24 protein-coding genes are annotated in these 23480 nt (G+C 33.7%); 19 read left to right on the top strand and 5 right to left on the bottom strand.

Features of this window, described 5'->3' with window-relative positions:
* Positions 1–133: 133 nt before the first annotated feature.
* The 3 genes from QYS49_RS01965 to QYS49_RS01955 all read right to left on the bottom strand — a co-directional run bounded on the left by QYS49_RS01965 (position 134) and on the right by QYS49_RS01955 (position 2704).
* Entirely contained in the window at positions 134–1450 is a 1317-nt protein-coding gene (locus QYS49_RS01965) for an MFS transporter (RefSeq protein ID WP_308349950.1), read from the bottom strand.
* A gap of 236 nt (positions 1451–1686) precedes the next feature.
* Positions 1687–1947 (bottom strand): hypothetical protein, encoded by a 261-nt coding sequence (locus tag QYS49_RS01960; RefSeq protein ID WP_308349949.1) that lies wholly within the window; start codon positions 1945–1947, stop codon positions 1687–1689.
* Between the two features lie 82 nt (positions 1948–2029).
* Positions 2030–2704: an ankyrin repeat domain-containing protein gene (locus tag QYS49_RS01955; RefSeq protein WP_308349948.1), complete on the bottom strand. Its 675-nt coding sequence runs from the start codon at positions 2702–2704 to the stop codon at positions 2030–2032.
* Positions 2705–2967: 263 nt separating this feature from the next.
* Between QYS49_RS01955 and QYS49_RS01950 the strand changes: the two genes are divergently transcribed.
* The 5 genes from QYS49_RS01950 (at position 2968) to QYS49_RS01930 (ending at position 10175) form a co-directional block, all read left to right on the top strand.
* Complete coding sequence (locus QYS49_RS01950; protein WP_308349947.1) at positions 2968–4722, top strand: site-specific DNA-methyltransferase; 1755 nt, start codon at positions 2968–2970, stop codon at positions 4720–4722.
* A gap of 3 nt (positions 4723–4725) precedes the next feature.
* On the top strand, positions 4726–5790 hold the full coding sequence (locus tag QYS49_RS01945) for an AAA family ATPase (RefSeq protein ID WP_308349946.1): 1065 nt from the start codon (positions 4726–4728) through the stop codon (positions 5788–5790).
* A gap of 4 nt (positions 5791–5794) precedes the next feature.
* Positions 5795–6448, top strand: a complete 654-nt coding sequence (locus QYS49_RS01940; RefSeq protein ID WP_308349945.1) for a DUF4276 family protein — start codon at positions 5795–5797, stop codon at positions 6446–6448.
* Positions 6449–6450: 2 nt separating this feature from the next.
* Positions 6451–9093, top strand: coding sequence for a DEAD/DEAH box helicase (locus tag QYS49_RS01935; RefSeq protein WP_308349944.1), 2643 nt, complete (start codon positions 6451–6453; stop codon positions 9091–9093).
* A 158-nt stretch (positions 9094–9251) separates the two neighbouring features.
* A complete protein-coding gene (locus QYS49_RS01930) occupies positions 9252–10175 on the top strand; it encodes a hypothetical protein (protein ID WP_308349943.1) in 924 nt (307 codons plus the stop codon).
* Between the two features lie 33 nt (positions 10176–10208).
* On the opposite strand, the gene QYS49_RS01925 is transcribed toward QYS49_RS01930, so the two are convergent.
* Positions 10209–10592, bottom strand: a complete 384-nt coding sequence (locus QYS49_RS01925) for a hypothetical protein (RefSeq protein ID WP_308349942.1) — start codon at positions 10590–10592, stop codon at positions 10209–10211.
* Between the two features lie 287 nt (positions 10593–10879).
* On the bottom strand, positions 10880–11038 hold the full coding sequence (locus QYS49_RS01920) for a hypothetical protein (RefSeq protein WP_308349941.1): 159 nt from the start codon (positions 11036–11038) through the stop codon (positions 10880–10882).
* A 227-nt stretch (positions 11039–11265) separates the two neighbouring features.
* On the opposite strand from QYS49_RS01920, the gene QYS49_RS01915 reads away from it, so the two are divergent.
* The 14 genes from QYS49_RS01915 (at position 11266) to QYS49_RS01850 (ending at position 23416) form a co-directional block, all read left to right on the top strand.
* Positions 11266–11397: a hypothetical protein gene (locus QYS49_RS01915; protein ID WP_308349940.1), complete on the top strand. Its 132-nt coding sequence runs from the start codon at positions 11266–11268 to the stop codon at positions 11395–11397.
* Positions 11398–11513: 116 nt separating this feature from the next.
* Entirely contained in the window at positions 11514–12326 is an 813-nt protein-coding gene (locus QYS49_RS01910) for a DNA/RNA non-specific endonuclease (RefSeq protein ID WP_308349939.1), read from the top strand.
* Positions 12327–12643: 317 nt separating this feature from the next.
* Complete coding sequence (locus QYS49_RS01905) at positions 12644–14602, top strand: hypothetical protein (RefSeq protein ID WP_308349938.1); 1959 nt, start codon at positions 12644–12646, stop codon at positions 14600–14602.
* Entirely contained in the window at positions 14599–15450 is an 852-nt protein-coding gene (locus QYS49_RS01900) for an HNH endonuclease (protein ID WP_308349937.1), read from the top strand. The genes QYS49_RS01905 and QYS49_RS01900 overlap by 4 nt, the downstream gene beginning before the upstream one ends.
* Positions 15451–15916: 466 nt before the next feature.
* Positions 15917–16909 (top strand): alpha/beta fold hydrolase, encoded by a 993-nt coding sequence (locus QYS49_RS01895; RefSeq protein WP_308349936.1) that lies wholly within the window; start codon positions 15917–15919, stop codon positions 16907–16909.
* A gap of 232 nt (positions 16910–17141) precedes the next feature.
* Positions 17142–17297, top strand: coding sequence for a hypothetical protein (locus QYS49_RS01890; protein WP_308349935.1), 156 nt, complete (start codon positions 17142–17144; stop codon positions 17295–17297).
* 91 nt (positions 17298–17388) lie between these two features.
* Positions 17389–17871 carry an RNA polymerase sigma factor gene (locus QYS49_RS01885; protein ID WP_308349934.1) on the top strand — a complete coding sequence of 161 codons (483 nt, stop codon included), beginning with the start codon at positions 17389–17391 and terminating at the stop codon, positions 17869–17871.
* Positions 17872–17874: 3 nt separating this feature from the next.
* Positions 17875–18483 (top strand): hypothetical protein, encoded by a 609-nt coding sequence (locus tag QYS49_RS01880; RefSeq protein ID WP_308349933.1) that lies wholly within the window; start codon positions 17875–17877, stop codon positions 18481–18483.
* Between the two features lie 46 nt (positions 18484–18529).
* Entirely contained in the window at positions 18530–19039 is a 510-nt protein-coding gene (locus QYS49_RS01875; RefSeq protein WP_308349932.1) for a hypothetical protein, read from the top strand.
* Between the two features lie 284 nt (positions 19040–19323).
* Positions 19324–19968 (top strand): VOC family protein, encoded by a 645-nt coding sequence (locus QYS49_RS01870; RefSeq protein WP_308349931.1) that lies wholly within the window; start codon positions 19324–19326, stop codon positions 19966–19968.
* Between the two features lie 152 nt (positions 19969–20120).
* Entirely contained in the window at positions 20121–21098 is a 978-nt protein-coding gene (locus QYS49_RS01865) for a dipeptidase (RefSeq protein WP_308349930.1), read from the top strand.
* Positions 21095–21691 carry a GNAT family N-acetyltransferase gene (locus QYS49_RS01860; protein ID WP_308349929.1) on the top strand — a complete coding sequence of 199 codons (597 nt, stop codon included), beginning with the start codon at positions 21095–21097 and terminating at the stop codon, positions 21689–21691. Before QYS49_RS01865 ends, QYS49_RS01860 begins: the two co-directional genes overlap by 4 nt.
* A gap of 5 nt (positions 21692–21696) precedes the next feature.
* A complete protein-coding gene (locus QYS49_RS01855) occupies positions 21697–22446 on the top strand; it encodes a VOC family protein (RefSeq protein WP_308349928.1) in 750 nt (249 codons plus the stop codon).
* 124 nt (positions 22447–22570) lie between these two features.
* The gene (locus tag QYS49_RS01850) at positions 22571–23416 is read left to right on the top strand and encodes an alpha/beta hydrolase (protein ID WP_308349927.1); all 846 of its coding nucleotides are present in this window, start codon (positions 22571–22573) and stop codon (positions 23414–23416) included.
* Positions 23417–23480: the final 64 nt, after the last annotated feature.

Genomic DNA, 23480 nt, shown 5'->3' with positions numbered 1-23480 from the left:
CATCCATACATTTTGCCAGGTCGATCAAAGACAAGTACTAAAGCAAAAAAATTGACAAAGAGCAGGGAACGAAAAGAAAGCACGGGCATACAACTACCTTTACAATATTTTAAAAATCTGACTAATCCTAAGTTTATTTGCCCTGATAATTAAGTTTCTTGTTATTCACTCTTAGAGCAATAGAAATTAATGAACAAAGCGTGCTGAGAATGACAAAAACTATGAATCCTCGGGCATAACCAATTTGACCATAAGTATCGACAAAAAAACCTAAAAGTGGTATTATTATAAGTGTCCCCGCACCTCCAACTCCTCCTATCCAACCAGAAGCACCACCGACAGCATCAGGAACGTATTTAGGGACTAAGCCAAAAACAGCTGCATTAGCTATACCCATTCCTGTACCTATTATTAGCATTCCTATAAACGAAGAGTAAAAAGCAGATGACATAACTAAAACTAATGCCCCTATAGCCATAATACCAAAACTCATGGCAGCTACAATTTCACCTCCATATTTGTCTGTAAATTTACCTCCAGGCACTCTGATAACAGAACCATAAATCGTAAATATTGCAGCTACAAGTCCCGCGCTCACTATATCCATATCATGAAACAGAGTCCAATACGTAGGAAACCAAGCTGCAAGTGCAGTAAATCCACCTCCAAATGAAATAGAATAGAGAAATACTAATATCCAAGTGCGATAATTTGACGCAGATTTTTTGAGTGATTCACGAGTACTTCCAGAAGGAAAAACATCCTGCTCTAAGTCATTTCCAATGCATTTTGCACGCTCGTCTGTTTCACCCTTCTTTTTCAGTTGAAAATAATAGGAGTCCATTGCAAAATAGGCATATATTAGAGTAGCGAACACAAGAAAAAGAAGCCAACTTAAATATGCAGCTGCTAAACCTATGACTCCAATCAAAACAGGAATGACATAGTTTAAAACACCAGGACCTATATTACCAAATCCAGCATAAACTCCTAGTGCATAACCTTGTCGATTCTTGGGGAACCAATATGAAGTTTGAGGTGCACCAACTGTAAATGTTGCTCCACCTGCACCGCCTAAAACTCCGAAAAAGAGCAACAAAGGAAAAAGACTTGAATCAAATTCGTTAGGATAATAGAGGTAAAGTAATGTTGTAATACCAGTTAGCCCCAATATACTACAGCCGAGAAGAATTAGAAATGGTTTTTTACCTCCCACTTCATCAACCCAAGCTCCAAAGGGTATTCTTAAAATAGCTTTGCTAAGATGCGGAGACGACAGCAAAATTCCAAGCATTGCTCCAGAAAGGCCAAGCGACTCTTTGAATTCCGCTCCTGCGACACCATAAAGCACAATTGTTGTTAAACCTGCAAAAAGGCCAAGGGTTGAAGTCCATAAACCCAAAAAAGGTGTTCCAATTAATTTATGTTTCTTCTTTAGTTGTTGACTCATAAAAATTTAAATTTGCAAAAATGGCAATTTAGGAATAAATCACGTTGTAAAAGCATAATGCGCGCGAAAGGGCTAAATTTAAACGAATTGAATTTTAATAAACATAAAGTTAAACCGAAAGTGAAGGGCTTCTAATCCCACACTACGCTTATACTTGCCGGTTAATACGTCCAGTATAAATCTTTCTATTTTACTAGCATTCTTTGACCGTATAAGATTGCATTATTCAATAGTACTTACCCCTTCATAAACTCCTCAAACTCTTTCTCCAATTCAATCTGAGCAAATTCCTTCAGCTCACGCTTTTCATATTCACCTTTTCCTTGCAAATATTCCTTCATTATGGGAATCACTTTTTTAGAAGCTTCCGCCATTAACTTTTTTGAAATTCTAAACTTGGATTGAACAACAGTTATTTTGTTCGGTTTAGGGTCAATTTTAATTGCGAAAGTATCATGGATTTGCTTCTTTATCTTACGCTGTAGGTTCTGGTTCATAGAAGTTTACTTTAGATATGTAACTTTGATATTATGTCTAAGATTAAAAAAGATATAATAAAGTTAAAGGTTAAATGACTTTTTATTTGGCCAAACCCACTATCTCCACCCCCTTCAAAACCTCCAACCCCTCCAACAACACATTAATTCTCCGAACATGATTCCCCACAACCCCTTTATAAAACGCTAATTGCTCTTTATCATCACCAATATTTTCATACTGCTTTTTGAGTCTTTCCAACTCATTAATCTCTTTTAAAACAGCAGGATCACTAGTCAAATCTTCCACCTTCATTTGCCCATATTTAGAAACCAAAAATGTAGGATAAAACATATTCACAGCAAGATATTCCTTTGGCTCAGTGGTAAATAATTCATGAGCGCTTTTTGCTCCATAAGATTTTAAGATTTCAATTGCCTCCAGTAAAGATTCTTCCTTATTCTCAAAAACTTCATAGGCTGAATAATGAAGTGATTCAATATCGTCTAAAACAGTCTCGAAAGTGTCTGGTGTTATGGAATTAGGATTGGCTCCTAATTCCAGGAATAGGTTTAACCGCTCAGGATCTTCACTTAATGCCAAGGAATACAAGCTTGTAACATATTCATCATCATGAGCATTTATGTTCGCCTTAGCTACTAAAACCAAATAACGTACAATATCATGATTTAACTTGCTGTAATAACTTCCAGTTGCCTGAAATACCGTTTCCTTATTCGAATTTCGAGCATTAATATCAGCTCCTTGCTCAATCAAAGGTTTTATCCTTTCTATAAAGCCTGGACCTCTCTTTAAATTCTCATAGAGTTCGTCATTCAGTGCTGAACCAAACTCAAATTGCGGTGATTTACTTTCTTGATTTTCGAAAATGAATTAAGTTAGTTTTAATACTTTATTGAATTATACAAACTTATACAATTATCAACACTAAGACTAAACCTAAACGTTTAGCCTTCATATAAAATTCATATATTTGAAATCAGTAATTTTAGGATTTAGTCATATCAATCAATTTTTAAATGCCAACACTTAATTGGATAGGAAAAGAAAAGGTAGTCAATCATCACAGAGATGTACCCTTTCGTGTTTTAGAGCATCAATACCACTTTAGTGCCGAAAAAGGCGTGTCTGCCGAATCTTCAGCAGAGGCAGGGAACATGATTATTCATGGAGATAACCTGGAAGCATTGAAGGCTCTCTTACCCGAATACGAAGGCAAAATCAAATGCATCTACATTGACCCTCCCTACAATACAGGAACTGAAAAGTGGGTATATAATGACAATGTGAATCACCCAAAGATTAAAAAGTGGTTAGGAGAAATAGTTGGAAAAGAAGGAGAAGATCTTAGTAGGCATGACAAATGGCTTTGTATGATGTATCCTAGATTGCGGTTACTTCAGAGACTATTAAAGGATGACGGTGTATTTTTTATTTCAATTGATGAAAATGAAATTCATACGATTAGGATATTACTTGATGAGATTTTCGGATCAAATAATTTTATTGAGCAGATAGTATGGAATAAAAGAGTGCCAAAGAATGATAAAGGAATCGGTAACATTCATGAGTATATTCTTCTCTATTCAAAACAAAGTAAACATGACCACCGCTTTACTCAGCTAAAAGAAGGTATTGATGAAATAGAAGAACTCATTCAAAAATCTAAACGGAAGAATCTATCAATTGCTGAAACCGAAACAGAAGTTAAAAAACTATATAAGAAAAACGGATATGACAGAGGAATAACCTTATATAATAATCTTGATCGTAATTATAAGCTATGGGGCAAGATTAATATGAGTTGGCCGAATGGGCAAACTTTTGGTCCCCGTTATGATGTACTTCATCCAAAATCTAATAAACCTTGTAAAGTTCCAGACAGAGGCTGGAGATGGAAAGAAGACACATTTTTAGCAAATGTAAATTATGATGAGATTGAAGAATTACCTGATGGTTCTTATAAATGCGGAAAGATTTGGTTTGCAAAAGACGAAAACACACAGCCCAGTTCAATAAAATATTTAGATGAGGTAAATGACTTTCTTCTTCGTTCTATAATTAGTTTAAAAAGTTCAGGCAGTATTGATCTCGAAGGAATTTTCAAAAAGAGTGCATTTGATTATCCTAAACCTGTAAGATTATTAGAATTATTGCTGAACTCCTTTCAGGATTCAGAATCCATTATTCTCGACTCTTTTGCTGGTTCAGGTACTACTGCTCATGCAGTACTTAACCTCAATAAACTAGATGGGGGCAATCGTAAGTTTATTCTTGTTGAGATGGAAGACTATGCAGAAGATATCACAGCAGAAAGGGTAAAACGTGTTGCAAAAGGCTATGGAGAGGGTAAAAAAACAATAGAAGGTACTGGAGGTAGTTTTGATTACTACGAGCTAGGCGAGCCACTATTCATTGGAGAAAATCAAGAACACTTGAACGAAGAAGTGGGAATCGATAAGATTAGACAGTACATCTGGTATAGTGAAACAAAAACTTCAATTCCCGTCATTGCGAAGGAGGAACGACTGAAGCAATCTCAAAATAAAAAGGCTGAAAGCAAACATTATTTGGGTGAGCGTGACCAAACCGCCTATTATTTTTATTACCATCCGGATGAAATCACCACACTTGACCATGATTTCTTGGCTACCATCAAAACCAAGGCTGAAAAATATGTAATTTATGCAGATAATTGCCTGCTATCAAAAGAGTTTATGGCAAAACACAATATCATTTTCAAGAAAATCCCGAGGGATATAACCAGATTTTAAGTTATGGATTGGATCGAAATACAAGGTTATAAATCAATTAAAGACATTAGGCTAGAAGTGAATCCTATTAATATTCTGATTGGGTCAAATGGCTCTGGAAAGAGTAATTTTATCTCTTTCTTCGAGTTTCTGAATGCTTTGCAAGATAGACAACTTAAAGAATACATAGCGTTAAGAGGGGGTGCAGAAAAGATGTTACACAAAGGTTCTGAAAACACTCATTCAATCAATTTTAGCACAAGTTTTGGCAAAGGCATCAACGGATATAAAGCCACATTGCAGTTAGGTGAAGAACACTTCATTTTTGATACAGAGTATTTGATATACAAAGGAAATGAAGGGAGAAATATTGCAAATTTTGGAACTGAGGCAAGGATAAAAGCTACAGACAATTATAGAGCTAAATATGTGATAAAGCACCTCAACAGCTATAGAAAATACCATTTCCATGATACAAGTAAAAACTCTCCTTTTAGTCAAATGAGTCATGTGGATAATGATCAATTTTACTTGTATGAAGAAGGTAGTAATTTAAGCGCTTTTCTGTATTTTATTCAAAATAACTATCAGATAGTTTACAACAGAATAATTCAAACGATTCAAAGCATTGCTCCATACTTTTCCGATTTCTTTTTTCAACCTAATAAAGAAGGTTATACGCGTCTACAATGGAAAAGTAAATATGGATCTACGATTTACGGAGCCTCCGATTTATCAGATGGAACTATACGATTTATTGCACTTACCACATTATTTATGCAACCGAATCTTCCAAGTAGCATTATAATTGATGAACCAGAGCTGGGCTTACATCCTTTTGCTATTTCTAAATTAGCTGGCATGATTAAAAGTGTAGCAGCTAAAGAGGTTCAAGTTATTTTAGCTACTCAATCTGCAGATTTAGTGAATCACTTCGAACCAGAAGATATTATTACTGTAGATCAAGTTGAGGGTGAAAGTCAATTCAATAGGCTCAAGGAGGAGGACTTGAAACAGTGGCTAGATACCTACAATGTAGGTGATTTGTGGCAAAGAAATATTTTGTTAGGAGGACAACCAAACAAGTAAGTGTATGAAGAGATTAGTAATCATTTGTGAGGGTCCTACAGAACAGGAATTTATAAGAGATGTTTTAGAACCTCACTTTACTTCAAAAAATATTTTTATTCAAACTCCGCTGATAAAGAAATCAGCTGGCGGTATTGTGCCTTGGAAAATCTTGAAAGACCAAATTTTAGGACATCTCAGAGAAGGCAATTCAACAGTCACAACGCTGATTGACTATTATGGAATCCCTGACAAGTTCAAATATCCCGAATGGGACGAATCTAAGTCTATAGTAGATAGAGCCGAACGGATGACATTTCTTGAATCAGCTATGTTAAATCAGATACCAGATGACCTGAGAAACAGATTTATGCCATATTACCAATTGCATGAATTTGAAGGTTTGTTATTTAATAATCTTGATTCATTTGAGGCAACTTTCGAGTCATCAGAATTTAAGGATAAGCCAGAATTAATAAGAATACTGGATCAATATCCAAATCCGGAATTAATCAATGATAATCCTAAAAATGCACCTTCCAAGAGGTTGTATAGACTGATTGATGGCTATAATAAAATAGTTTATGGAACCATTTTAGCCGATAATATTGGGCTAGTAAATCTAAGAGCAAAATCACCTCGATTCAATAATTGGATTACTCAACTTGAAACAATTTAAGCATGGAATTAAAAAGCTACCAACATAAAGTCATTCAAGACCTTGAGCAATATCTGGGCTACGTGCAGGAATACAAGAAAATCAATGTGGCCTTTAATAATTATTGGGAAGACAAGATTGGTCCTTACAACCCCATCACTGGTGAAGGTATGGAGCCCTATAAAAACAATATCCCAAATGCTGCAAACGTCTGTATCAAGGTACCGACAGCTGGGGGCAAAACTTTTATTGCCTGCAATGCACTGCACACTATTTTCAATGCTTTTGGTAGTGAATTACCCAAAGCAGTTGTTTGGTTAGTCCCATGGAGCAATTTATTAAACCAAACTGTAAGCAATCTTAGCAATCCGGAACATCCGTATCGACAACGATTAGACACGCTTTTTAATCATAGAGTAGAAGTTTACGAAAAAAAGGACTTACTCCAAGGCTCAAACTTCAATCCTACGGTGGTTCAAGACCAGCTCACTATTATTGTAATGAGTTTCGCCAGTCTCCGAGCATCCAACAAAGAAGATAGAAAAGTATTCCAGGAAAATGGGCAATTAGCCCCTTTTGTAGCGCAGTACAAAGACCATTCTCATGTACTCGACAACACAGACGAAACAGCACTCATCAATGTAATTAGGAGCTTAAATCCTGTTTTAGTAGTAGATGAAAGTCATAATGCTGAAAGTAAGCTGAGTGTTGACATGCTCAAAAACCTCAATCCATCTTTCATTCTTGACCTAACTGCTACACCTAAGGAAAACAGCAACATCATCAGCTTAGTACCTGCTATTGAGCTGAAGAAGGAGCATATGGTAAAGCTTCCCGTAATTGTTTATAACCACCATGATAAAACAGAAGTCATTAATAGTGCGCTACATCTTCAAAGAAAACTAGAAGTTCTGGCAATAGACCAACATAAAAAGGGTGGAAAATACATCCGCCCTATCGTACTGTTTCAAGCACAACCCAAAACGAATAATGACAATACCACTTTTGACAAGCTAAAGGAGCAACTGCTGAAAATTGGAATTCCTGAGGAACAAATAAAAATTAAAACGGCAGATAGGGATGAACTAAAAGGCATTGATTTGATGGATAAATCTTGCCCTGTTCGATACATCATTACCATCAATGCACTAAAGGAAGGCTGGGATTGTCCTTTTGCTTACATATTGGCTTCCCTTGCCGACAAATCATCAGCAGTAGATGTAGAACAAATCTTAGGGCGTGTCTTACGCCAGCCCTACGTAATGAAGCATGCAGCTTCTTTACTTAATGTTTCCTATGTGCTAACTGCTTCAGCAAAATTCAATGACACACTTCAAAATATTGTAGAAGGCCTACAAGCATCTGGTTTCAGTGAAAAGGATTATCGCCAAAGAGACATAATGCCAGAGGAGGAAAAAAAATCCTCGGGAGGCGATCCCATGGAATCTTTCCTTTTCCCCGAACAACAAGAATCAGATACGAATCAAGAAGATGAAATCGACAAAGACCGTGTTTCTTTCAATCCTGAGTTTGAAGCAGAGACTCCTTCAGAAGATGCTGTAGTAGTTGAAATTGAATCAATGGCCGAAGAGCAAAACAAAGAAATGGAGGCTGAAATTGAAAAACAGCAAAGCCAACCAATTGACGAAAACCAATTCATGGAAATGGGCGATAAAGTAAAAAGATATAAACTTATTGAGCAGCATAGAGAGGTTGCCAAGGAAATACAACTCCCACAATTTTATTTGGAAACGCCTCAAGGTGACATATTTGGCACAGGTGAAGAACTGCTAAATCAAGAAGCACTGTTAAAGAATTTCAAGCTATCAAATGAGGATACCAAAATAGACTTTGACCAAATCTCTTCTGACCTATACAAAGTGGATATTGAAAAAGTGGGTAAAGATGAATACACCCCACGCTTCACAAAAATAGAGGATCAGTTAGTAAAAGATCCAATGGTGGAGTACATACTGGCTAAACCAAAAGAAAACCAAGTAAAAGACATTGCACATCAGCTTATTCAGCTTGTAGGAAATATGTATCCGATCTCTGATCAGGAAATACGCAAATACATAGAGCGTATTTTAGCCAGCCTTAATCCCGAGCAATTGAAGGATATTTTGGTTAGGAAGTATAGTTACGCTGAAAAAATCAAAGCTAAGGTAAGACTACATGCTGATGCTTATGCGGAAGAACAGTTTAACGACATGGTCAAAATCGGTAAGGTTGTGACAAAACCCACTTGGCAATTTGCAGATGCAATTGTGCCTGGCATATTAGGTGGTTCCATTAGCAATTCCTTATATGAGCGTGAAGGCTCCATGAATAATTTTGAAACTACTATCATTACAGATATTGCCAGTATGAACAACATTGCATTCTGGCATAGAAACCTTGGTAGAAGTAAGGGGTTTTCGATCAATGGATTCAAATCTAATCATTACCCCGACTTCATAGTGGTAACCAAATCAGGAAATATCATATTACTTGAAACGAAAGGTGACGACAGAGACAATCCTGATAGTGCGTCCAAGAGAAGATTAGGAAACAAATGGGCTGATTTAGCAGGAAAAAACTATCACTACTTCATGGTTTATGATAAGATTTCACCGGATGATGCTTATAATCGAACCAAAGCAAAAGAGCTCCTTGCTAAACTCTAATAATATAACAGATGCAGAACATCCTCAACCAAAGTCAAAGCGAATTTTTCCTCTATGTAGCCAATACAGAAGCGGTGAAAATTGATGTATTTTTACAAGATTAAACAGTATGGCTTAAACAAAAAAGCATGCAGGATCCGTTTGAAAATGCTAAATAAATGGAAAATATTCGAATCAAATCATCGCTTCAAAAATTTAATGAATCGATAACACCTGTCATTGACGATTTAAAGGAGCTTTACAAAAAGGAAAATAGAAGTGAGTATGATTTGAAAAATGCTATTGAGAAAAGAGATTCTTTTGATGAAAAAATACAGATTGTTTTCGATAACTCATTTACCGATCCTGATAATTGGTTATGGAATAATTATGAATCCTACGGAATTGGTGATTTTTTTGGATGGTATTACATAAAGAGTGGAGATTCAATCCAAGATAAGGACAGAAAGGTAAATAGAGTTTTAAACAACAAAATTGAATTCTTAGAAAAATTCATTGCAGTTCTTTCACATTCAGATACAATTCTTAAAAAGGAGCCCTTAATTAACATCAAAGAACACTCTATTGACGATATCTTATACCTTATACTTTTTAAATTAAATAAACTAAAAGACAAACATTTCTACTCTATTGAATGGATTTTAGCAGGAAATGGAATTGTTTTACCTAGGGGTAAAGATGAATTAAGAGAAGTAATCCATGAGCTTGCCAAATTATATTTTATAAATTCTTCTAATGATGAATACCAAATTACAATCAAAGGCGAATTACAATTAGGAAAATGGCAGAGATCAAGGAAACGAAAAACGGTTAAGGACAGTAAAAATTCAATTGATGAGGTAATGAAAGAACTCAAAATACTTGGTCTTGGTCAAGAAATACTATTTAATGAATTAGAAGAACTCAAAACACTAAGTAAAACATTGAATAAGAAAAACTGGAAGCAATTGGTACAAGGGAAAATCGTTGATCTAACCTTGTCAAAAATAATCAATAAGGAAACGGCTACTTTCATAGTATCTAAAATCTTACCAAATGAAGATTTTAAATACTTATTATCAAAAGGAAGTGAGAACTTATAAGAAAAACATAAGTATAATTTACAGATAAAGCCTCTAATTTTCTGAATTCAGGCGATCATAAACATCTTGATTATAGAAAGTCATGCTTAAGATTTCAGGCTCAGAAATAACCACCGACACTAAATCCGTATCTTCATTTCCATCACTGTAAACATTGAGATTATAATCCTTTTCTAAATTCACATCCATCTTTTCATTTCTGTAGCCGCTATAAAATAAAATTAATCTAACAAAAGAGGAATCCGGATGTGGTTCATGTAATTCTGAGACAAGTCCAACGTACACTTTCCCATTTTTCAAGGTCATCATAACAATCTCTTCTAAAAAATAGCTTCTTAGAAAATCTATTTGTAATGAATTTCCAGTTTTGCGAATAACTTCAGCCAAATACCAATTTTCATTTTCCCTTTTAATCAAATTAAAGGATTTTGTGTATAAGAAAGCTATAAGAAATGAAAGGAGAGCAGGGAAGAAAAATTGTACACTTATGCCGCTGAATAAAATAAAGTGCTCAACTTCGAAAGGGAAAACGCTTTTAAGTGTAAACCATATTGAATATCCACTTAAGAAAAAGATAAATCCTACTAGAAGGGAATTGAAAATGAGTCTTTGTCGTTCAATACGCCTATAAAAATACTTCCACTTAATACACCTAGACAAAAAATAATATCCTCCTAAAAGTGGTAAAAGAAGTAAGCTCCAACTCATCCCTTTTTAAGCTTACTAACAGGCTTTAATCGGTGAACGATTTGCTTAAATCGATCTGATTTAATAATGTCTTTTTGATCAATATAAAAAGTTCCAGATTTAGTAATCTTATACTTTTTTTGATTTACTATTTCTTTTTTGATTTGTACTGCCATTTTATAAAGTTAAGAAACCTCAAAAATATTTAACATCAAATTAGATAAAAAGATTATAAATAGCCAACAATTTTTCTTAATCTCTTACTATTTAAAGCCATCTACAAACGTTCATTTACAAATAGTATTCAAACAGCAGAAAAATATTCGAAAACTATAACCTCCTCATTAATAATTAATTACTATATTGTATAAACAATACAAACCAAATAAAAGGGAGGTACATTATGGGAATTAAAACAGGTCCAAAAAAGATTGCTAAATCAACAGGAAAACCAGACAAGCGCCAAAGAGATAATAAAGAAACACCTGGTAATACACCATCACTCAAGCCACACAAACATAAAAAAGGGGATTAAAAATTCCCTTCCTCAAAACATCAAAGTGATTTAGTATTTTTATGCATTATTTATCACTTTTCAATTCTTTTTGCATAAAATCACTATATTAAACCCACCAACAACCAAAATCAAAGATGAAAAAGATTTTACTCCTCCTTCTATTATTACTTCCATTTTCAGTTCTTAGTCAGGAGAACAGACCCGAAATCCATTGCAAACATTTTTTAGGAGGCTATCCATATGGCACGCCAGAAACAAATGACTTAATCAATAGAGACATCTATGCGCTCAGCAATAATGACGATACAAAATTCGCAGACTGGGTAGCCTACAGGTTAACACCTGATATAATCAATGGCTCAAAGAAAACCCGGGACTGGGAAAAAGACCCATGGCTAGAAGATGATGAAACATTAGAACCCTATCCTGGAGATCATGGCGATTATGATGGGGCATTTGCAGAACTAAAAACACATAGAGGACATCAGGCACCTCTAGCATCATTTGATGGCCATCCTGATTGGCAACAAACAAATTACCTCTCCAACATCACCCCTCAAAATGGCAGTCTAAACTCAGGTGTATGGGCTAAAATAGAAAAGAAAGTAAGAGAGCTTTGCGAAGAAACAGGAGAAGTCTATGTCATGACAGGTCCCTTATATGATGGCGAGTCAATTGGCACATTACCAGGTTCTGATGAAGCCCATAAAATACCAACAGGCTATTGGAAGATAGTAGCATTAAAAGAAGAAGGAGATTATATCAATGCAGCAAGCTTTATATTCGAACAGCAAGACGCTAAAAAAACAATCAGCGATGCCCTGGTAACCATAGATCAAATAGAAGAAAGATCAGCCCTAGATTTCTTCTGGATGTTTCAATCCAACAAAGAAACCGCATTGGAAGCCAATCTTAATAAAGAATGGGCTCTATCTAATTTTGAATAGTTATAAAATTAATTTTGCATTTAATAAACGGCTTGTATATATTACCAATCCCTAAACAAGTCAATGACTTTATAAGGTTTATGGAATCACACAGTCAGGCATGAATTACGAAAGATATTTGGAGAATATCGTAGAAAGAATATATGACAGTAACTTGTGGAAGAACCCAAATCCTGCAAACTCAGTCGAAGAAAAAATCAGTAATGCACGAGCTGCATTCCTTGACAGTTTATATAATTTAGAATAGTTGTGCATAAATCTATTATTACTAGTTTTTTTGAGAATTAATTTACTTTCAACCAAAAATATTTACTTTCATGGAAAGCCAACTTAAAATTATTGCAGTAAACATATTAAATGAATGTCGAGAGCAAGTAAAAAAAAATCTCCAAACCAATAAACCTTATTACTTCTATAGAGATTATGAACTATTGGAGACCGATAATCAAGAAAGACTCAAGATTAATAAAAAAGAGAACGGTAACTTGAGTCCGGAATTTTTCAACCAAAGTTTCTCAAAGCAACCTCAGATATCTATTTCAGCAATTGTGGGCAAGAATGGAAGCGGTAAAAGTGCTCTGATAGATATTATATTGAGTTTAATAAATAATATAGCCTGTAAAATTTTATCTCATTCTGTTGACGCGAATCTAACCTTTGTAAGATCGATTTATGCCCAAATGTATTTTGAACTAGGTTCTTATTATTATCTTCTTGAGCAAAGAGGAGATAAGATTTTTCTTCTGAAATTTTCAGAAAATAAATGGAGAAGCACGGGTTTAAGAAAGAAAAAAGTACTGAGTCTTAATCTTTTTTACTCAATAGTAATGAATTATTCTTTACATGCATTTAATTCTTTTGATTATATGTCAGGAGGTAAAGAAGCTGAAAAGGTTTCATGGCTTAAGGGTGTTTTTCACAAAAATGATGGCTATCAAACTCCACTAGTATTAAACCCCATGAGGGAAGATGGCAATATCAATATTTTGAGAGAAAATGAATTAGCTATCGACAGGTTATTCTCTTTGTTTTTTAATGAGAATATGAAACAAAATGTTCTTTTTACTGAAATTAACGAAAAAAACATTGTTAGCTCTTTATCAATTGAACTTCAGCCTGAATTAGTGAAAAATAAATGGTTGCACATCAAAAAACAATGGAATAATAATAGTGGTACACAAATGCCAGATGATTTTTTCGAAGAATTAAAAAATAAAATAATAGCCTTTTGGAGCTCTAGATACCGGTTTAGACAGTCAACTAAAAAAGATACGGAATATGAAATAGCTTTATTATATCTTGCTTATAAAACTATAAAAGTAAGTCGTTATGATGCATTTGATAATTATGCAGCATTAGCTTCAGAGTATTCGGATAAATGGGATGATAAGAGAAATGAAGAATTAACGGAATTGCTAATTGAAATAGATAATCACAGAAGCCATATCACATATAGAATCAGACAGATTTTAGCATTTCTTGAGCTAAGACACATAACATCACAGAATTACTCAATACAAGAATTTTCAGAAACTATAAGTCGCAGAAAGGATCTCAAAAAATGGCGCTATATAGATTTGATACCACCTCATTGTTTCAGTACAGAAATTAATTTGTCTGAGAAAGGTAAAAATAATTCTCTGTATAAATTTTCTCAGCTAAGCTCGGGAGAAAAACAGTTTGTTTATACAACAAGTTCTATACTTTATCATATAAGAAACTTAAGCTCCATTAAAAGTAATCACAGAAGAATAAGCTATAAACACATCAATATAATCCTAGATGAGATAGAGTTATATTTTCATCCTGAATATCAGAGACAATTTGTTAACCATCTTATTAATAGTATTTGCCAGATGAACTTTAATATTGAAAGCATTAATATTCAACTGATTACTCATTCCCCCTTTATTTTATCGGACATCCCAAAAAACAATGTATTATTTTTAGATAATGGTAAACAGGTATATGATAATATGCAGGAAAATACATTTGGAGCTAATATCCACTCACTTTTACAAAATGGCTTTTTTCTTGATGGTGTACCAATTGGTGATTTCGCTAAGCGTAAAATAAATGAAATGTTTGCAAAACTTCATAAAGGTAAAATTGATGAATATTTATATAATGAGATTCTTCTGGTAGGTGAACCATTTATTAAAAGTCAACTACTAAAAAAATATAATGAACTAAACCCTAATAAAGAACTATTGAATCTTAATGCTGAGATTCAAAAGTTAAGAGATGAAATTGAAAAATTAAAGTCAGGAAAATGATAAAGATAGAACGTAATAATTTAGAAGAAATCATTGACGAATACCTTTCAAGATTACAGCTTACAAATCGAAGAGCCAATTCCAATCGGTTAAAAGAATATTTCATTACAAATTTACCTGATATTATTAAGGCCAAGCCAGAAGATTTTGATAATATCCACACTATATATGGAAGATTAAAAGTAGCCAATCCAGACGACTTTGAGGAATTTAAAAATTATATGATAAACCAATATAAAGTCATGCGTTCCAGTCATGGCCATTGGTTACTTGAACGCTTAAACTTAAGGGCATGTCCTTACTGCAACAGGCAATATACCTTTACAATTAAAGAAGGTAGAATTAGTCCTGAACTTGATCATTTTAAACCAAAGGCGTCATATCCTGAATTAGCATTATCTTTTTATAATTTGATCCCATCCTGCTCTACTTGTAATCACACAAAATTAATAGGTGATATTGATATACATCCTTACTTTAAAGGCTTTAATGATAACTGTAAATTCATATTGAAAACGAAAGAGGGAGAGCAAGCCTCTCTGGATTGGGTTTTAAAAAACGATGTTGAAATTGACTTCTCGAACATAAACAGTAATATAAAAGTATTTCATTTGAAAGAATTATATGAAGAACACTCAGACTATTTAAAGGAGATTATTAGTAAAGCTCAAGCCTATAATGCATCGTATTATGATGGGTTAATCGAGTCTTACAGAGGCTTAGGAAAGCAGCAATCCGAAATCGATCGATTTATTTGGGGTAGTTATCTTGACAATTCGGAACATGAAAAAAGGCCGTTATCAAAATTCACTAAAGACATATTGCAGCATTTGAATATAATACTATAAGTAAGCATATCTCACTATTTAATGGTATTTCTTAAGATATAAATTTAATTTTAATTAAGATTTTACCAAAAAAGCACATATTTATATGTTTTGATTTAATTTTTAAATTACTGCTACTTTGCGACATGCATCCTGTAAACTAAATAAAATATTTGAATTAACAATTTGCTAATTCCTAACTGCTTAACTACATTTGAATCATCTTATCAAGTCAATGACTTTGTAAGGTTTTGGTTGAAATATAAGCGCTGGGTGGGGATCCAGCGCTTTTTTTTGACATTAAATCAAACAAATTCAAATAACTTCTGCATTCCAACCTTTCTCTAAACCAATATAGTGCCGCAGAACTTGACTGTTAAAAATAGCAAATCCGTACAAGCATTAATGCCTCATCTACTTTAATATTGAGCTAGCCTATAATTCAATTGGTAGAATATTAAAAACCCAATCAACTCTAGAGATACTTATGAGCCTTAAATTAGCCATCACAATAATTCTATTTTGCATTTTCCATTTTCCTAGTCTCGCACAATCAAAATTACAGATTCAAAATATTGGTGATTTAATAACAACTGCGAACGATACAATTAAAGATTGTAAAATTGGATATAGAACTTTCGGTAAATTAAATAACGATAAGAGCAATGTCGTCTTTATGCCTACCTGGCATTTAGGAACCAGTGAGGACAATTTAGACTACTTAAGAAGTATTATAGATACAGATGGAAAATACCTAATTGTTGCAGACGCATTAGGAAATGGCATTTCTTCATCTCCATCTAACTATATGAGCTTTCCAAATATAGGTATTCGAGATATGGTAAAATCTCAGCATGAACTTTTAGTGAATCATTTGAAGATTGACCATGTAGAATTATTAATTGGAGTTTCAATGGGCGGAATGCAAGCATTTGAATGGATGGTAGCATATCCAGACTTTATGAATAAATTAATTGCAATCAATGGAACGACAAAAGCATCATTTTACGACAAAGTTTTATGGAACACAACAGTGACTTTGATTGAAGACGCTGGTAAGGACAAGGAGACTTTGGATGATGCAATGAACAGAATAAGTGACATCGGATTGCTTGTAGGCACTTCACCAACGCAAGTTTTTGAAGCTTACGAAAATGAAGATTTTCAAGAAGTCATTTCAGCTAGATACAGTCGGCCTAACAACCCGTTTAATAAATTATTCCAATCTAGAGCTATACTTAAGCATAATATCTACAAGGATAGGGAAATAAGTCCAGAAAATATAGTAGACATTGTCAAATCCGAAATCTTTATTATTACAGCGGAACTGGACCACCTAGTAAATCCTATTTATTCTAGAGAATTATCAAAAATATTGGAATGTGATTATTTCGAGTTGAAAGGATACTGTGGCCACATTGCTGCATTTTGTGATGTCCACTTAGTAAAACAAGCTGTTTCTGACTTTTTAAGAAAATAAGTTACCAGCGAGAACAAAAAATAAATGAAAGTCAGTATCTATCCATTTTCATACTGGCGCTTTCATAAAGATACTCTAGATACAAATTAAAAACAGATTTTCACTTTTAATACAGCCGGAGCAACGACTTTTTTATTTTATTTCAATTTTTTTCTGAATCCTGTAATTTTTGTGCTCCATAAAGTACTAATAAGAAAATTATAAAAATATCACTCTAAAAAAGTTTAAAAACATGGAAGATTTAACAATGCGTATTCAGTCAAAATTTAACAGTTTAAAGAAAAACGAAAAGGTAGCTGCAATTACTATAATAGTAATTCTTGCTGGTTCTCTTTTGTTAAGTTCTGGAATTACAATTGGAGAGGCTTTTTACAAAATCAACCACTAAGTTGTACTACGTCCAATAAGAAAGAGTCTGAAACGGGCTCTTTTTATCTACTCTTAGAAATAGTAATTAACCATTATGAGGAGTTTAATCGATGAATGAAAATGAATTCTTAACACATATCAATGAAAATACGGGCCTGATCAAAAGATTGATCAATATGTATATAGATACTTCAGATGAAAGGGAAGATATGTTTCAAGAGATCTTAATGCGTTGCTGGATATCCAAAGACCGATTTAGGGGTGAATCCAAATTCAGTACTTGGTTATACAGGCTTAGTTTGAATTCAATACTTACCAGCCTCAAAAAAAAGAGCAGACTCACTACTTCTCCATTAGATAAAGAAGTAGAATATATACCTGGAGATAAAAATAATGAAGAAAGCGAAATAAGAAGCAGACTTTACTTGGCGATAAAAAAGCTGGACGACATTGATAAAACAATCATTACCATGCACCTCGATGCATTTACCAATCCAGAAATTGCAGATTTTATGGGAATAAGTGTAAACCACTGTAATGTGAAACTATTTCGTATCAAAAATAAATTAGAAACAATACTTAAAGATAATTGAGCTATGAATTTTGAAAAATACTGGAATCCTGATGATACTACTACAACAAACATCAGCTCGGAAGATTTAAGAAAACTTAAACCATCTAGCAGTGTCCATCCATTAAATAAGTTACAACAGATCATGAGACAACAGGCTTATTTTGGTGCTGGCCTGTTAATGATTTTTCTGTTATTAATATTTGTATTTAGTCATTCTTTATTGACTTCACTATTAATAGCATTTTGCGCATATGCGATCTACTTCTTATTCAGATCATTTCGTATTCTTAAACGGATAAGTCTAATATTAAATCAACCCAATGAAAACATCCTAAAAAAATTGAAATCTCAACATGCGGTAATCAAAGACTATGTGAAATTCAGCGAAATTATCGCTGCATTATTATATCCACTCAGCATAGTAGCTGGGATGATCATTACTTTTTTAATTATGGGCGAAGAAAGCCCAGAAAGTCTTTTTCTGGATCCTTTTCTATTAATCATTTCAATGGCTGCGATAGTCTTATTTGTTCCAATACAATACTTTTTGACGCATAAAATGAATCAAAAAGCTTTTGGTCCGCATTTGGACAGCCTTAAAGAAATGACCGAAAAATTAGAACAGGAATAACAAGTGAAATCTTTAAGTAAAACTTCTATCATTAAAAAAAACAATAATGAAAAATGCAATTATGAAACACACTGGAATCATTTCATTAATTACTGCTTTGTTAATTATCCCCCTGCAAGCCTGCGAAAAAATGGAAGAAATGAACATTTTAGAACTATCTAATAACAGTATTACAGGTCAAGATGGATTTGAATATGTACTCACAAAACATGAGTTTCTGACACCCTACGATTTACCTATAAAAGAACTAAGACTCCAATATGGTCCGGAATCAGAAATAGCCGATTGGAATGATATCAATACCAATTTTAAAGATGACCTTTCGGGATTCCTAAATCAAATTGGTTTATCAGATGATGAAAATCATGAAAGTTTTTTTATAACAAAAGACGGCCAATACGAACACCCGATGAATAGGCATTTCATGCTAGTAGGAAAAAATAATCCATCCAGTTCGGAATTGCTTATCCTTAAAACGCTGGAGAGTTCCTGCTTAATACTTAATACTGGTTTTGACACAGGGAAAGTATTGGTGAAAATCTCAGCGGATCGTTAATTGATTGAAAAAAGAAAGCTTTTAAAAAGGGTGCATATAAAGCAGGCAATCATGCGATGTGCCTTAAGGGTTATCGGTGTTCTAAGATAGGAAAACGTCTCAGTACTCTGCCCTATATGCATCCCTTGAGTAAACAAGCACAAGATGGAAATCAATCCTAGTTGCTTAAAAAGCACATTCAGTTTTCAATTAGTAAAGATGATTAGATTTGATCAAATTAAGAGGCATGTACAGCTTGTGCATATTTTTAGTGATTTAAAAACAATGAACCAATTCTAAAAAGTATGAAAATAGACCACATATTTATTTTCTCTAGTAACAGTGGAGAAGAAGCGAATGAGTTGGTTCAATTTGGTTTATCCGAAGGGAGTAGTCGGATTCATCCAGGTCAGGGTACAAAAAACCGGAAATTTTACTTTGGCAATTTTTTCCTTGAAATCTTATGGGTGGTGAACGAGGAGGAAATTCAAAGCGAATTAACCAGAAGGACAAAACTTTGGGAACGTTCTCAATTTCGGAGAAACGGAAATTCACCTTTTGGTCTGTGTTTGGTAAATTCAGAATTAACGGATGAACTATTCCAGAAAAGCGAAATTTACCAACCTGATTTTTTACCAAAAGGTATGTCGATAGATATACTAACAAATGAAGAATATCCTAGTTTACCCTGGACTTTCAGGCTTCCATTTCGAGGAGAAGGAAAAGAGCATAACGAACCGATTGAACATCAAAATGGCATAAAAAATCTTTCAGGAGTGGAATTTGAAATTCTAACGGAAAAAGGTGGAATCGAATTTAAGAACTATATTCGGAAGAGTCCTATTAAATTGAAAAAGGGAAATAGAACCCATCTAACACTTGAATTTGACAATTTAAGTCAGAATAAATCAAAAGAATTTGAAAGCTTGAATTTGACAATAAAATATTAAAAATGGTTTACAGAAATAGCGAATCGAAAATCAGTTTTATCAGCTATTAGCAAATTCATTCAAGTTTTGGATGCAAAAACTGTTTAAGTTTGAGCAATTCAGGCCTAACCGAACTCTTGAACTTCTATTTAGTGAAGACTAATATCAATATCATGAAGAAACCTGTCATAGATCTACATTGTGACTTATTATATTATTTACTAAATCCAAATTCAAATCTTCATGATAGGGATTTGGGATGCGCAATACCATACTTGCTGGAAGGAAATGTTAAGCTCCAGATAATGGCAATTTTTGCTCTCACTACAAAAGGAAGTCATCATCTTGGGATCAAGCAAGCTGAACTATTTTATGGTTTAAATATTAATAATAGTCAACTGAATTCGATTAAAAATCGAATTATTCCTGAAGTAGATGAGATTGAAAGAATTGGAATGTTGGCTTCTATTGAGAATGCTTCTGCCTTTTGCGATGAAGATTTATCGCTAAAAGAGGGTTTACAAAACTTAGAGGAAATAAAAGGCTTAGTAGGAAATATCACATATATTGGATTAACCCACCATGCCGAAAATAGATTTGGTGGTGGGAATTATACTTCAATTGGCTTAAAAGAAGATGGGAAAACATTAATAGATTATTTAGATAATAAAAAAATTGCTATTGATCTTTCCCATACGAGTGATGCTTTAGCCTACGATATCATCAACTACATTTCTAAACAGAATTTTGATATTCCGATCATAGCCAGTCATTCAAATTATCGACATGTCTTCGATCATCCACGCAATCTACCTGATGAGTTAGCGCAAGAAATTATTGATCAAAAAGGACTAATAGGACTTAATTTTTTGAGAGCTTTTGTGAATAATAGTAATCCAAATGCTCTTTTTGACCATCTTGAACATGCAATCAATATTGGAGCTCAAGATAATATCTGTTTTGGTGCAGATTATTTTTACCACAAAGATCATCCAGATAAGTCAAGAATACCTTTTTTCTATAAAGAACATGAAAATGCTAGTTGCTATCCACATGTCCTTGAGGTAATTGATTCTAAATTCGGCTCTCAAATTACAGATAAGATTGCTAACAAGAATGTAATTAGATTTCTTCATAATCTATGGGAATGATTGATTTAGAAAAGCATTACGTCCTAGAGAATCCAAGGGTGAGATTAAAACCTTTGATGCTGTTAGATGTCCATAATCTATCGGATATCGTGACTAAGGAACAGGGGCTATGGAAATACACGCTTCATGATGTCTCATCTAAAGAGAACCTCCTCAGTTATATTGAAGAGGCAATAGTGAATAGGCAAAAGGGGATAGCTTATCCGTTTAGTGTTTTTGATAAAAAGCTGCAGAAGTATGCAGGATGTACTAGAATATATGAAATAGATGCTTTGCACAAGACCTGTTCAATCGGATTTACTTGGTATGGTAAAAAATTTCAAGGCACTGGACTCAATAAAAATTGTAAGTATTTATTATTTGAATTTGCTTTTGAAGAACTCTTGATGGAAAGGATCCAATTTCGAGTGGATAAGCAAAACATTAGAAGTATAAATGCAATAAAAAGTGTCGGTTGCCAAGAAGAGGGCATATTAAGAAGCAATTTGTACAAGCCCAATGGTGAAAGAAGAGATAGTATGATTTTAAGTATGCTAAAAAGCGAATGGAGGATGACTGCTAAAACAAGATTGGAAGAAAAATTATGTACTTAAATCATATGAAAACCACTCTTCTACTAATTGCATTTAATTTGGTGCTGTTTACCAAAACAAATGGGCAAATCATTTCCAATAATAGCCTTGGAATTGACCATATCTTTATATGGTGTAAGGATCATTCAAAAGTAAAGCAACTTTTTGAATCAAATGGTTTTGTGACGCATCAAGGGAAACCTCACAAAGGTCAGGGTACAGCAGGCAGTTATATCCTAGTGGGTAATATGTATATCGAACTAATCAGCGTTGAAAATCAACAAGAGTTTAATGAGAATAATATTCAGCACAATCTAAAAAGCATGTCTTTAAAACCCGACTGGAAAACTAATAAGGCTTCTCCTTTTGGCATAGGTTTACATCTCTTGAGCAAGGATACTTCACAGCAAGAATTTGAAAGTTTTATTTACCAACAAGATTGGATGGAAGACAGTACTTATTACATGATGTCAAAATCAATCTACACTCATTTTCTGGAACCAGCTATTTTCATTGTCCCCAACCATAAGAAATTTAAGCCAGAACGTTTTACACATCTTTTGAATCATCCAAACGGTATAAAGGAGGCCACATCTATTATGATCAAAAGCCGAAATACAAACGATCGGTCGGAAGCCATGACAACTCTTAACAACTTCGATGCATTTCATTTTAAAATGGGCAAAGAAGAATTGATGACTATAACCTTCGATAATTTTAAAACAGGAACAACAGTAGATTTCAGGCCAGAAATGCCCTTAATAATAAAGTACTGAGATCATTATAGGCTCAATCTTGCGCCAAAGGGCTAAGTCTTGATTTTTACTCGATTAAACTTGTTGTTCAGAAATAATATTACAACTAGATTCTTAACTTAATATTTAGCATTTTAAAACCACTATGAAAACCCAAAAAATGAAACATATACCATTAGTAATCATATTAATTGTGAACGGCTTTATTACCGCTGCGCAATCCTTGCCAAAAAAAATTAGTGAAACCGAATTCACTATTGGAAAGTCTATAAATATTCAATCCAAAATTCTAGACGAAACAAGAAAGTTAAATATCTATCTACCCTCAAGCTATTCGCCTGACAGCTCAAAAAACTATCCAGTAATTTATCTTCTAGATGGTTCAAAAGATGAAGACTTTATACATATAGCGGGCATTGTTCAGTTTGGTTCATTCCCATGGATCAATATAATTCCGGAATCCATTGTGGTTGGAATTGGAAATGTAGATCGTAAAAGAGATTTTACTTATCCTTCTAAAAATGAACTTGACCAAAAAGAATTTCCTACATCGGGGAAGTCTGAAAACTTCATTAGCTTCTTAGAAAAAGAATTGCAACCATTTATTGAAGCTAAATTTAAAACAGACTCATCTAAAACTATTATTGGCCAATCTTTAGGAGGGCTGTTCGCAACGCAAATACTATTCGAAAAGCCGGAATTATTTGATAACTATATCATTGTAAGTCCAAGTTTGTGGTGGGATGATGAAAAGCTATTGGATGAACAAGCAAAGGTTAATCACTTAAATAAGTCTATTTACATAGCAGTAGGAAAAGAGGGAGAAGTTATGGAGCGAACAGCTAAAGAGTTGTTTCATAAGTTAAATCAACAAAAAACAGAGCATACGGAATTGTTCTTTGAATTTTTAGAAGATAAATCTCATGGAGATGCACTACATATAGCTGTTTACCACGCATTTGAGAAAATTTTTAAACCGCTCGAAGAATAACGACTGATTTTTAAATGGCAATCTTCCAGTGTTGTAATTATAAATCATTAACAGCAAGAATCGG

The sequence above is a fragment of the Marivirga salinae genome, assembly GCF_030503855.1.
Taxonomy (GTDB): domain Bacteria; phylum Bacteroidota; class Bacteroidia; order Cytophagales; family Cyclobacteriaceae; genus Marivirga; species Marivirga salinarum.
The sequence above is the reverse complement of the archived record's forward strand: the minus strand, read 5'-3'. Positions and strand labels throughout refer to the sequence as shown.